The organism is Gynuella sunshinyii YC6258 (assembly GCF_000940805.1).
Taxonomy (GTDB): Bacteria; Pseudomonadota; Gammaproteobacteria; order Pseudomonadales; family Natronospirillaceae; genus Gynuella; species Gynuella sunshinyii.
The window spans coordinates 5,521,549-5,534,753 of sequence record NZ_CP007142.1; the positions used below are offsets into that span (position 1 = coordinate 5,521,549).

General features: G+C 49.6%; 9 protein-coding genes. 5 read left to right on the forward strand and 4 right to left on the reverse strand.

Annotated features, from left to right (window positions below; translation table 11 throughout):
• Nucleotides 1-483: 483 nt before the first annotated feature.
• The 3 genes from YC6258_RS23030 to YC6258_RS23040 form a co-directional block, all read right to left on the reverse strand.
• The gene (locus YC6258_RS23030) at nucleotides 484-1,908 is read right to left on the reverse strand and encodes an RICIN domain-containing protein (protein WP_044618973.1); all 1,425 of its coding nucleotides are present in this window, start codon (nucleotides 1,906-1,908) and stop codon (nucleotides 484-486) included.
• An 852-nt stretch (nucleotides 1,909-2,760) separates the two neighbouring features.
• The gene (locus YC6258_RS23035) at nucleotides 2,761-3,837 is read right to left on the reverse strand and encodes a PA0069 family radical SAM protein (protein ID WP_044620353.1); all 1,077 of its coding nucleotides are present in this window, start codon (nucleotides 3,835-3,837) and stop codon (nucleotides 2,761-2,763) included.
• Between the two features lie 110 nt (nucleotides 3,838-3,947).
• A complete protein-coding gene (locus tag YC6258_RS23040; RefSeq protein WP_044618974.1) occupies nucleotides 3,948-4,631 on the reverse strand; it encodes a hypothetical protein in 684 nt (227 codons plus the stop codon).
• 599 nt (nucleotides 4,632-5,230) lie between these two features.
• Here YC6258_RS23040 and YC6258_RS23045 point away from each other — a divergent pair.
• Nucleotides 5,231-5,728: a GNAT family N-acetyltransferase gene (locus YC6258_RS23045; protein ID WP_044618975.1), complete on the forward strand. Its 498-nt coding sequence runs from the start codon at nucleotides 5,231-5,233 to the stop codon at nucleotides 5,726-5,728.
• Between the two features lie 21 nt (nucleotides 5,729-5,749).
• Here the strand turns inward: YC6258_RS23045 and YC6258_RS23050 are convergent, their stop codons facing one another.
• Nucleotides 5,750-7,648, reverse strand: a complete 1,899-nt coding sequence (locus YC6258_RS23050; RefSeq protein WP_052830521.1) for a methyl-accepting chemotaxis protein — start codon at nucleotides 7,646-7,648, stop codon at nucleotides 5,750-5,752.
• Between the two features lie 536 nt (nucleotides 7,649-8,184).
• On the opposite strand from YC6258_RS23050, the gene YC6258_RS23055 reads away from it, so the two are divergent.
• The 4 genes from YC6258_RS23055 to xrtE all read left to right on the forward strand — a co-directional run bounded on the left by YC6258_RS23055 (nucleotide 8,185) and on the right by xrtE (nucleotide 13,032).
• Nucleotides 8,185-8,691, forward strand: a complete 507-nt coding sequence (locus YC6258_RS23055; protein WP_044618976.1) for a TRAP transporter small permease subunit — start codon at nucleotides 8,185-8,187, stop codon at nucleotides 8,689-8,691.
• Nucleotides 8,691-10,013: a TRAP transporter large permease gene (locus YC6258_RS23060; protein WP_044618977.1), complete on the forward strand. Its 1,323-nt coding sequence runs from the start codon at nucleotides 8,691-8,693 to the stop codon at nucleotides 10,011-10,013. The genes YC6258_RS23055 and YC6258_RS23060 overlap by 1 nt, the downstream gene beginning before the upstream one ends.
• A 66-nt stretch (nucleotides 10,014-10,079) precedes the next feature.
• Nucleotides 10,080-11,123 (forward strand): TRAP transporter substrate-binding protein DctP, encoded by a 1,044-nt coding sequence (dctP, locus tag YC6258_RS23065; protein WP_044618978.1) that lies wholly within the window; start codon nucleotides 10,080-10,082, stop codon nucleotides 11,121-11,123.
• Between the two features lie 265 nt (nucleotides 11,124-11,388).
• Nucleotides 11,389-13,032, forward strand: coding sequence for an exosortase E/protease, VPEID-CTERM system (gene xrtE / locus YC6258_RS23070; RefSeq protein WP_052830522.1), 1,644 nt, complete (start codon nucleotides 11,389-11,391; stop codon nucleotides 13,030-13,032).
• The last annotated feature ends 173 nt before the right edge of the window (nucleotides 13,033-13,205 follow it).

Consider the following 13,205-nt stretch of genomic DNA (forward strand, 5'->3'; position numbering starts at 1 on the left):
ACCAGGATAACCAAACATAATGATCAGTTTCATTACCATGAAAATTTAAACATCAATACCTGCCAACCGAGCATTATCCCAAAGATACTTACCACACCAAGATCAGCTATCAATGACCTTATTAACCCCGGAGGCTTGTTTGTCGGGTTAGCACGGGCGAATCACTAATGGCCATAGCCGATGTGATCCCAAAAAAAAGAGATCTGGAAAATTGATTTGATTATCAAGATTCTTTAATTCAATCACTCTTTTTATTGAATGATTTCATTTAAACAATGGCGCATAGATGCCGATTGCGAAAGTCGGCTTCCAATCCATTTGAGTCAATGCCTACGGGGATGTTTTCACGAATAGCTTGAAACATAATGTACTCATATCAAGCAATTGTTATTAAACAGAATAGATAAAAAGAAGACAGGAACAAAAGGTCATGATTCGTCGAACGAACTCACACTCAGTGAGTTCGCCCGGAAAACAGAATGATTATTGAGAGCTCAAACGCCACTGCTGATTACTGCCACCCCAGCACCCCCATTGTTGCAATCTGGCGCTATTCTCAGTGGATTGGCCGTTGACGTCCAGGCACTTGCCGCTGTCACGGGACACAATTTCAACGTAACCATCCCCGGTATCGCGCAACTGCCATTTTTGTCCGGTACCGTTGTCGGTACATGTCTGTTGCAGAGCCAGGGTGCCACTCTCGTTACCTTCAACCGTAAGGCATTTGCCGCTATGCCAGGCAATCAGCCGGTGGTATCCATCTCCAGTCGGTTGTATCAGCCAATCCTGATTGATCCCGCCATTACAGGTCCATTGGATGATATTGGCACCATCCTGCCATGACTGACTGACAACATCTGCGCACTTGCCACTATTTCTGGATACCAGTGTCGTGGTGTCATGAGCCACACCTTCTGCCTGTCCGGTTTCAGTGTCGATGGTCAGTTGTGGATACCATTCCATGGCTAATGTGTTAGAGCTAGGAAATTCGAGCGGTAACCAGACATACAAAGAATCATTCGGATTACCATCCCACTGCGGTCCCCAACGATCACCCATATAAAGGTAGGAACTTCCCTGCGTACCACTGATCGTCGTGACATAGGTTGTCTGCGAACCGAAACCATTTGAGTTCCCGACATTTTTCCACGCACTCCAACTGCCGGCCGGAAATTGAGTCGTTGTAGCATATTTTTGTTGGTTGGCATTCCAGCCGGATGCACCGGAAGTGACCAGGAAGTAAACACCGTTGCGCTCAAATACCGCTGGAGCTTCCCGATGATCACCTTCAAAGACGTAAACCAGTTCGGCAACCCCCAGGTAATCATCCGTCAGCCGGTAGATGTGGAGATCAAGATTCACGTTCGATGCCGAAATCAGATACCCGGTGCCGTCTTTGTCCACAAATACAGTCTGGTCACGGGAATCATACCCCAGTGGCCGAAAAGATCCCTGATAAGCATAATCACCGTCAATGGTCGGCGAAACCGCGACTGCGATTTCAGCATCGCCATAGTCCTCGCCATTTTCCTTATGCGCCCACAACACATAGTGGTTATAAGCCGCGTTATAGATGACTTTTGGACGCTCAATATTCGAAGGTGCCAGCTCAGGACTGGAACTCGGCGTCAGAATATCATTCACATGAGTCCAGTGAACCAGATCAGCCGAGCGGTACAACGATACTGCCCCAAACAGCCAACCATCAGGACCACGTTGTTCTCCTGCCAGATAATAGTAGCCGCCGGATTTGATCACTCCTCCACCATGGGCATGCACGAGTTCGCCGCTCGTTGTGGTGAGCTGAGTGGCATTATTAAACGTAACCGGTGCCGCCGATGCGATCGAAGGATAAATTGCGGCTACTGATAAGAGTAGCGCGCTGGTAACTTTTGCAGGTAAAGACATTACGGTTTTCCTCTTGTTACAGGTAAGAATTGCAGAGATGTTTCTCTACAGCCCCTGCCTGAAAACCATCCGTCCGGGTTCCCAGGCAAATCTCTGAATCAGCATCAACATTACGATGGTCGCGATGAGAAAGATTAAAATCAGCTATTTGCCACACATCCGTTCCTCCAGCTCGCGTTGTTTGTCTTTCATCGAGTACTCACAACCTTGTCTGGTTTTTCTAATAACCCTCCAAGCAGGATTCTATAAAGGCACGATCATTGGTCATTTATAGCTACTGATAAAAACCATCCTGATTGCAGATGCAGATAAAATAATGGGGTATGTGTGACTCTTAATGCCCGTTGTATTTTTATTTTTATTTTTATTAATAGGTCATTATCAATCTGGCCGCATGTATGAAGTGTTTTTTCTTCATCAGACAGCCGGTATAGCTACCATTCTATAAGCTGTTAATTACTGGAAATATCCGTCTTTTGGTTGATATCCGGATAACAAAATTCTCATAAAGTTATCCTGCATATTTTTTTAAAATTGCCATACATTCCAACATTCTCGATACTTTTCACATCTATGCCAGGCTATCTTAATTAACTCATACAAGGTTCTGACGGCGGTGCTTTATGGCACTAAGATACTATCGTCGGATTTCAGAAACAGATACGGTTTCCAGTGTTATCCATACTCCTGGAAAGATACAGATGTCGAGCTATCAAGTAGCAAAATTGTCCTTGCATTACAGCAGTTTCTCACTTTGAAAATCACTGAACATAGTCCGAAATAAACCGTCGACAGCACCGGCAGAATGTGCTGTTTTCGTGATTGGCAAGCAGAATCGCGGTGTCAATCAACTCACTCGGTCATATCCCACAGTGATAGCTGATCTCCTTCCTGTGGTGGCACTTTGAAGCGGCTGCAATCCAGCCCGGGAACTCGTTCGGAACCCAGGCCATGTTTTTTCATGGCAAGATGAAAGCGCTGATTGATCAGATCGGCAAAAATGCCCTCTCCAGTCATACGCTTACCGAATCGGCTGTCATAAAGTTTGCCTCCACGCATATCCGCAATACGCTTGAGTACATGTTCTGCGCGGTCAGGAAAATGCTGTTGTAACCATTCACTGAACAGCGGAGCCACCTCGTAGGGCAGACGTAACATAATATAAGCCGCCTGCCGGGCGCCTGCAGTTTTAACGGCCGCGATAATGGCTTCCAGTTCATGATCATTGATAAACGGAATGACCGGTGCAATCAACACCGTGACCGGAACACCCGCCGCTGTCAGTTCACGAATCATCTTAAGGCGCATTTCAGCCGAAGCAGTACGAGGCTCCATCGCGCGTTTCAGCCCGTTGTCGAGCGTTGTCACACTGACGGCCACAGACACCAGCTGCTGTTCAGCCATGGCGGACAGAATATCGAGGTCACGCAAAATCAACCCGCCCTTGGTCACAATGGATATGGGCTGCCGGTATGCCAACGCCGTTTGCAGAATACCTCTGGCCAGACACAGTTGTTTTTCCACCGGCTGATAGGCATCGGTATTGATGCCAAGGGCTATCGGTTGGCAATCATAACCTGGCTTGCGAAGCTCTTTCGCAAACAGTTCAACAGCATTCTCCTTGACGATCAGACGGGTTTCAAAATCAAGACCGGGAGACATATCCAGATAAGCATGCGTCGGCCTGGCAAAGCAGTAGATGCAACCGTGCTCACAACCCCGATAAGGGTTGACCGACAGGCTGAACGGTACATCGGGGGAATTGTTGCGGGTAATCAGGCTTTTGGCGGTTTCGTATGTCAGCTGGGTATTGGGATGTCTCAGCAGCTCTTCAGACTCATCCATTTCCGAGATCTGTCGGGCAAAACGACCTGGAATCGTCGAAGCGGTACCTCGTCCTTTGATTGTCGTTACCGGGGATTTTGTCACCTGATCACCAAATACTGTATAAAAAAACAGTATAGTGTCTTTTTTCCAGAGCCCTGGCAAGTGCCTGCACACGACTCTTCAGTGAGTGGCCCATATATGTGCGAGCAAACTCAACGGCGCCGGTATTGTCGAATCATTGCCAGCGACCGGCCGTAGTGGTACCGAATCTGTTCATCACTGTAGCGATGCTCCGGTTTCACCGGACACTGGTTACGGGCCAGACATTGATATGCACAATCCGAATCCGGTTCGAGACGGAAGCGCGAACAGGCTTCCAAATCAAATTGGCCATGATCAAGCGCACTGGCTGGGCAACTGCGAATGCAATCCCGATGCTCACACGCACTACAGGGCGATGACAGGGTTATCGCCTGGTCAGGTGTTAAGGATGTATCTGCCAGCACCAAAGCCCGGTAAGCAAACCAGCTGCCCCAATCGTGGTTAATGCCCAGCATAAATGGCGAAGCGGAGTGCCAGCCGGCCAATTCACCGAGGCGTTGCAACGACACCTGCGTATCGCCGGGATAGAGTATTTTATAACTGGCCCGGGGATGATCAGACTGGAAATAGCGGTGTACCAGCTGCACGGTGAAATCATCAATGGGATCATCAGTCTCCACCGCAACAGTGCTGATGACCTGCCACAAACGCCGGCCACCGTGCCCCAACAGCAGCAACTGCCGGTATGGAGCAATATCTGCCGCGAGTGCTGCGGTCATTGTCTGTGGCAATGTCGACAGCTCAAACACATGCTGTAGATTCAGCCCCTGATCAGCCAGAAATTCACTAAACACACATACTCCCCATAAACATCCACACTCCGGTTACACATAACGTTGCTGATAACCAGCCTAACAATCCACCTACTGATTAGTCATCACAACAACAACTATCCAAGTGGTTAACCCAATACCATACCCGGGCTTTGGGGTTTTGGAGTCAATTACTGATATTAGCAGGTTAGGCAAACGATCAAACCTCCGCCAGTTCGATCTGCTCCACCAGGAGCACTTTCAATTACCATGTAAACAAAGCATTTGTGCGCCGATGGCAAATAATGATCAATGCATCAGTTCACGGCGAGGTTGTCCGATCATGTTGGTACTCGTAATATCAATGGTACCCGTAACGAACAAATAAGCCGGACTCCTTTTCGCCTCGACCTCGAAATCAAGGCATGGCACAGACTCTCTAACGAATGGCAAAACTGATGACTTTCGCATTTACCATGGTGTATTGTCTGATGACAAATTAACCAGCCTGGCATCGTGGAAATTGGATCATAATGAATATTTCTGTCATGCCTTAATCTCACTGTCACTGTCAGAGTGGCGGCTGTTAAGGGACAAGCACGTCAGGTTGATCACTAACGAAGAATGTAAAAAATCATATTATGAGCAAATCTTACACGACTTATTATCTTGAAATGCATTCTCCATCTGAGCTGCGTCGCAAGCCAGCCGCAGATGGCCTGCAACTGCAAGAGATCGTTAAGCCCCAGTTCCAGTTCAATCGTTTCCTGTATCAGCTGGTTGGCGAACCCTGGCAGTGGACCGACAATCTCGCCTGGTCAGACGAACAATGGCGGGCTTATGTGACAGACAATCATCTGAGAACCTGGGTAGCTTATTACCAGGGCGCTGTTGCCGGTTATTTTGAACTGCAGAAACAATCACAAGATACGCAAATCATGTACTTCGGACTGGCACCGGACTTTCTGGATCATGGTTTTGGTGGCGATATGTTATCCCGGGCCATCGAACATGCCTGGAACTGGAGCGATACCAGACGCGTCTGGGTACATACCTGCACTCTTGATCATCCACATGCATTAAATAATTATCTGGCGCGCGGTTTCAGTATTTATAAAGAGACCGTCACTTCCCTGTGAACATCCCTTCACGGCGTCGGTTTACACCTTGAACCGACGCAGGTTCTCATTCAGATTTTCTGACAGTCGGTCCAACTGATTGGCCGTGGTTTCAGTCTCTTTCGATCCCATAGACATCTCCGCCGCGGCGTCACTGATGGCCGTGGTAATACGGCTGATCTCCTCGGTGGCCAGATGCTGTTCGCTGGAAGATGCCGCGATCCGCACGGCCATATCAGAGATCCGTTGGATTGATTCGTTAATACCGACCAGTTTCTCAGTCACCGTTTCGGTATTGCCGAGCGTATCGCCCGCCAGCTCACGACTTCTGGCCATCAGGTTAACCGCTGTTTCGGCCTGCTTTTGCAGCTTTTCTATCATCTGTTGAATTTCTTCTGTGGAGTTATGGGTGCGCTGAGACAAGACCCTGACCTCATCGGCAACCACTGCAAACCCTCGACCCTGTTCACCTGCTCTGGCCGCCTCAATGGCGGCATTGAGCGCGAGCAGATTGGTCTGTTCTGCAATATTCTGAATAGTGGAGAGAATGGAATCGATGCTCTGAGCATCATTATTCAGCTCCTGAATCACATCGGTGGATTTTTCGATTTCACGGGTCAGATGGGACATATTATCGCGATTGCTGGTCGCCAATTGGTGCATTGATGAAGAGGCCTCTGCGGCGCTACCCGCTTCTTTGGCGGTTGCATCTGCATTACCTGCCACTTCATTGGCCGCGGCACTCATTTCATGAATGGCGGCCGCCACCTGTTCGATTTCCCCTTGTTGTAACTGTACCCGGCTGGCATTGCGACTGGCATCCGTCGCCAGTTTCTCAGCCTGCTGCTTGAGTTGTCCTGCGTTCTGATGAACATCTATCACCAATAAACGGATTTTTTCCGAGAACTCATTAAAGCCCTTGCTTAAATGACCCAGTTCATCATGACTGGCAATTTGCAGTTTATGGCTCAGATTCCCTTCACCCTGGGCAATTTCGCTCATGGCCTGAACCAGGTCATGTAAGGGTCGAAGTGCCCGGCCAATCAACAGCGCCACAACTGCCAGCGTCACGAGAGCGATAACCGTTGCATAGATGACGGCATTAATAACAGACCGTTGGATCGGTCCCATTACTGCCCGCTCGTCCAGTACCAGTCCGATAAACCACTTCGACCCGGACACGGCTCTGAAACCAGCGAGATAGGTTTTGTTTGCATCCTGGAATGATGCCAGCTCACCGGATCCGGCCAATTGTTTCATTACCTGGGTATCCAGCGAGTCCGCCAGTGCAGGCAGGCTTTTCATATCCAGAGATTGATCGGGATGGACCAGAATCTGTCCTTGATCATTGATCAACATGGCATAACCGCGATCACCAAAGTCGGCGCTCAAAATAGTGTCAACGATGGCTTCAAGGGAAATATCCACCCCGAACACACCTTTGCGACCGGGAATGGCCGCAGCAAATGAAATGATCAGCTTGCCGGTCACGGCATCCACATATGGATCAGTCACGATCACCTGCTGTTGATTAATCGCCTGCTGATACCACGGCCGGACTCTGGGATCATATCCGGCCGGCATTGGATCATCCGGCACAATGGTCATTTTGCCGTCACTGCTCCCCAGATAACTCGCCATTAACTGTCCACCCTCACGAGCCTGTGTGAGCACCGAAATGGTGTTCTCCAACAACTGGTCCGATGTGGCAGCCGCACGAACCAATGCTTTTTTATCGTTGATCCAGTGAGTGATTGATTGCTCCAACAACTCACCGCTGGACATAATTTCGGAGGTGAGGGCCCGACGCGCATCACCCGTCAACGAAAAATAGCTGCTCAATGTCTGTACAAAACTGACCAGCAAAATTACCAATCCGGTGACCAGCAGCAACTTCGACCTGAGGGACAGCCCGCCGGAATCGCGCATATTCATTGTCATATTTATTCCTAGCTCAGCAACACCGGTGTGGTAAACCGGTTATGTGGAAAAATGGATAAAGAAATAACCCGTACATTGTATATCGACTGCTTCGATCCATTTTTTAATGATATTTCGCACCACCATCGTACGATTCCTTTTTTGCTGGATAATCCAAATCGTACCGTCTTACACAAAACCCCTTTCATTCTTCGCCTCCCGGTTCGCTCCATATCTGCACAAAAATGGACCGCGGTGAAAAGCAAGATCCCCATCGGCATGCATCAACCATCACCTCGGTTCCATTCTTTTCGCATATAGATTTGTTCACGTCTCAAATGGACTCATTTTTGCTTTCCAAGACTGAGACAATCGATCAGATGATCGACTCTTAATAGATGGAGAAGTGCGATGAGTTTTTGGGGGACATTCAAAACACCCCACAGTCTCTTCGACGGTATTCGCATGCCTGCCAATGGCTTCATCAGCTCTCACGCAAACGCGATAAACGATCACATTTTCCATGACTGAAGTGCTGTCATAAGGACATCCGTTCAATGCCCATAATACTCAAAAAATATGTCAAAACGGTTGAAGCCGTTAACCGCGTGGTAGGCCGCATGGCCATGTATATCATCTTCGTCATGATCGGCATTTTGCTGTACTCATCCATTACTCAGGCGTTTTTTGTGCCACCGATGTGGACCCTGGAAATGGCTCAGTTCACCATGGTTGCCTACTACCTGCTTGGAGGAGCCTACTCCATGCAACTGGGTGATCATGTGCGCATGGACCTGATATATGGCCGCTGGTCGGACCGAACCAAAGCCTGGGTCGATACCTTCACCATACTATTTCTCGTTTTCTATCTGGTCATGTTGTTAGTCGGAGGCTGGTCCAGCACCTCGTATGCACTGGAATATGGAGAGCGCAGTTACTCCTCATGGCGGCCATATATGGCACCCATAAAAATCATTGCCTGTATTGGAATTTTTCTCATGCTGCTGCAGGCCATCGCCGAGTTTTTTAAAGATATCGCCCGAATCAGGGGAGAACAGATTTAATGAGTTATGAAATGATCGCATTGCTCATGTTTGCATCCATGATGCTCATGATGATGACCGGACAAAGAGTGTTTGCCGCCATTGGTTTCGTTGCAGTGGTGGCGGCACTATCCATGTGGGGTACCGGCGGCTCAGAAATGGGGTTTTCCGCTGCCATGAAATTAATGAAATGGTATCCCCTGCTGACTCTGCCCTTGTTCATCTACATGGGTTTTATGTTATCGGAATCAGGTATCGCTAATGACCTCTATGACATGTTTCACGTGTGGTTTGGTTCATTACGGGGTGGCCTGGCTATCGGCACCATTATATTGATGGTCGTGGTCTCGGCAATGAACGGGCTCAGTGTGGCCGGCATGGCGATTGGTGCCACCATTGCCATGCCGGAACTGTTACGCCGCGGTTACGATAAAATCATGGTGACCGGTGTCATTCAGGCCGGCAGCTCGCTTGGCATTCTGGTACCTCCCAGCGTGGTACTGGTGCTCTATGGCATGATCGCCCGTCAACCCGTCAGTCAGCTGTGGATGGCCGGAGTATTCCCTGGCCTGATCATGGCTTCCATGTTCGTGATTTATGTTGTGATACGCTGTCGTATTCAGCCGGAACTGGGGCCGGTACTGGATTCAGAAGAACGTGATATTCCTCTGTCCAAAAAACTTTCGTTATTAAAAGCTGGCATTTTACCGTTACTGATATTTTTTCTGATGACCGGTTTGTTTCTGATGGGCATCACCAGTCTGGTGGAAAGCTCTGCAGTCGGAGCGGTGGCAGCCACCGTCGCCGCACTCATTAAACGTCGCCTGACACGTCAGGTCATGGAGGATACCTTGCGCAAAACCCTGGGTATCAGCTGCATGTTCATGTGGATCATTCTGGCGGCCATGTGTTTTGGTTCAGTGTTCGATGGTCTTGGTGCAGTACGAGCCATCAAGAGCCTGTTTCTGGAACAGCTCGGACTGAGCCCCTGGGAAGTGCTGATCCTGATGCAGCTCTCTTTTATTATCATGGGAACTTTTTTGGACGATACCGCCATGCTGGTCATCGTCGCACCGTTGTACATACCGCTGGTGGCCGCCATGAATTTCAATCTGATCTGGTATGGCGTGCTCTACACCATCACCTGCCAGATCGCCTATATGACACCGCCATTTGGCTACAACCTGTTTCTGATGAAAGCCATGGCTCCGGCGCAGGTAGAACTCAAGGACATTTACCAGTCAGTCACCCCATTTGTGGCCATCATGATTCTCGCTTTAATGCTGATCATGGTGTTCCCGCAACTGGCGCTGTGGCTACCAACCCAATATTACGGCGGATAACCGTGATGAGTTCAGGCAGTCGCTGATGAGAGATCATCGGCATCTATTAATTAAGGGGAATCGAAAATGACGAACAGACGCAACTTTCTTAAAAAAGCAGGCGTTGTGGGAGCCGCCACCGCCATCGGTGCACCGGCCATTAAAGCCTCACCCAGCAAAATCAAATGGCGCTTTCAGACCTATGCCGGACCGGCACTGGCAGAATTCGTGATCAAACCTTCCATCGACGCCTTCAATAAAGTCGCCAATGGTGAAATGGAAATAGAACTGTTTTATGCCGACCAGCTGGTACCGACCGGGGAACTGTTCCGGGCCATGCAGAAAGGCACCATCGATGCCGTGCAGTCAGACGATGACTCCATCGCTGCACCGGTGGATATTTCTGTCTTTGGCGGCTACTTTCCGTTTGCCACCCGCTACAGCCTGGATGTTCCGGTACTGTTTGAACAATACGGACTAAAGCAGATCTGGGAAGAAGCCTACAGTGAAGTAAAAGGCGTTACCTGGCTGGGTGCCGGTGCCTGGGACCCCTGTAACTTTGCCACCAAAGATCCCATCAACAGCCTCGAAGACCTCAAAGGCAAACGCATCTTCACATTCCCAACCGCCGGCCGATTCCTGTCACGCTTTGGCGTGGTACCGGTCACCCTGCCCTGGGAAGATGCCGAAGTGGCCTTACAGACTGGTGAACTGGATGGCCTGGCGTGGTCCGGTATCACTGAAGACTATACCTCCGGCTGGGCTAACGCGACCAACTACTTCCTGACCAACAATATCTCCGGCGCGTGGATCGGTTCGTATTTTGCCAATAGCAAAAGCTGGGATGCTCTGCCGGAAGACCTGCAAACCCTGTTCAAACTGTGTATGAACAGCTCGCATTATCACCGTCAACACTGGTACTGGGGTGGTGAAGCAAAACTCCGAACCGAAGGCACCAAAATGAAACTTACCACCATCGCCGATGCCGAATGGGCCAAGGTGGAAGCCGAAGCGCACAAATTCTGGGATGAAGTAGCCAAGACCAGTGACCGCTGCGCCAGGGTGGTTAAAATTCTCAAGGAATATAACGCCGCCATGGACAAAGCCGGTCCGCCATACCGTTATTCCTGAGGTCCTAAGCAACCTCTGAAAAATGGCCTGTTTTCGCGCAGGACGTTGTCAGCGCCAGTCTCACATCCTCATTTACGCCAGTAAACTGCGGTGTTGCGACTGGTGCTTCCTGGCCTGCATTAAAACTATTCCTATTTTTCAGAGGCCCCCTGACTCACGTCCGCCCGGACGTGAGCGTTTTTGCAGCCGAGTGCTATAACCGCAGCAGGTTGTCAGTTAATATGCTGACCAGACAGAGAGATATTGATATCCAATGGAGTCTGCTTTGCATACAAACAATACCGTTCCGCCCCAACACCCCTCGCAGCATCATTCCACCATCATTATTGCCACGCTGTTATTACTATTGGCCGGTGAAATCTTATTTATCAGCCAGACCTTTGATGCCTACCTGTTATTCAAACGACAGAACCTCAGTCTCTGGCAGGAAATCTTCGGTCAGCTGGGCCGGTTTGCCAAAGTTCTGACCTTAACTATCGTACTGGTCATCATCCAATTAAAAGCACGTCTGCCGGAATACTGGCAGCAGCTCAATGAACAGTTTTCCGGCAGAACACTGCTCTATTCTCTCCCCCTGCACGGACTCAGTTATGCCGCGCTGCTGTACTTCTGCAGCCGACTGTTTACCGGACTGGATCAATCCATCGGTAACATCGACTACTTCGGCTGGTTGTTCACAGCAGCGTTTACCTTTGGGTTCTGGCTCATGAGTATCTGCCGGTTCGGCTTTGTGATGCAATTTCTCAAACAGGAAAAATACCCACTGCTGATTGCCATCACCATCAGCCTAATGGTATGGCTGTTCACCACCGGAACATCTGCGTTGTGGGACCCACTCAGCGAAGGTACTTTTACCCTTTCGGCCATCTGGCTGGCCTTGTTCAATCCCGACCTTGTGGTCGTCTATCCGAATGCCAAAATCCTCGGTCTCGGAGACTTTGTCGTCAATATTGCCGCCGCCTGCTCCGGTTATGAGGGTATCGGCCTGATCACCGCCTTCACCGGCATCTATCTTTATCTGCATAAAGGTGAATTCCGTTACCCACACAGCCTGCTGCTGTTCCCGCTGGGTATTACCGTTATATGGCTGCTAAACAGTGTCCGTATCGCACTGTTGGTCTGGGTGGGATACTACTGGTCAAAAGACATCGCCGTAGGTGGATTTCATTCTCAGGCCGGCTGGATCATGTTTATTCTGACCTCCTTGTTGCTGCTGTGGGTGGCCGGCTCCATCCGTTATTTTCGTTATCCGACAGCCAGAGCGGTTAAGACCGTCAGCACCGACAACGTCCCGGTTGCGACACTGATGCCCATGATCGTACTGCTGGCGGTCTCAATTCTGACCAGTGCATTTATTTCCGATTTCGACTGGCTTTACCCGCTGCGGGTCATTGCCGTGGTCATTGTGCTTGTCAAGTACTGGTCCAGACTGAGTCTGCTTCCTTATCGTCCCGGTTGGGAACCGCTGGCAGCAGGAATACTGGTGGCCATACTCTGGGTACTGCTGGTACCACAGAACCCGGAATACAACAACACCTTCCAAACCGCCCTGGACAACAGTTCCAATGGTATCGCCTGGGGTTGGTTATTGATTCGTTTTCTGGGCGCAGCAGTGACCGTCCCCATCGCCGAAGAACTGGCTTTCAGAGCCTATCTGCTGTGTCGACTGTCCCGTTCAGAAGTCACACTTCGTGGCCAGATTAATATAACCTGGGTGGCCGTGGCTGTTTCATCACTGGCCTTCGGTGCATTACATGGTGCCTGGCTGGCAGGTACTTTAGCGGGTGTCATTTATGCGGTTGTCAGAATGCGCTCCGACTCCATCTCCGCTCCCATCGTGGCACACAGTCTGACTAATGCACTCTTGTTTGTAATAGCTCTGATAAGTGGTTATTGGGGGCTGATTTGAAGTTACTTGCGTTCAATATGACAGTGACAACACCTGAAGCTCGCTAAGAAACTTCTGAATAATGCTGCAGGATTTTCAGAATCAGGCAAAAAAGACACAAAACTGAGAGATGTTTTAAACCATGAACAGCAGGCTCCATTAACCCGGCAAGTATTTATGTCAGGTTAATAGTG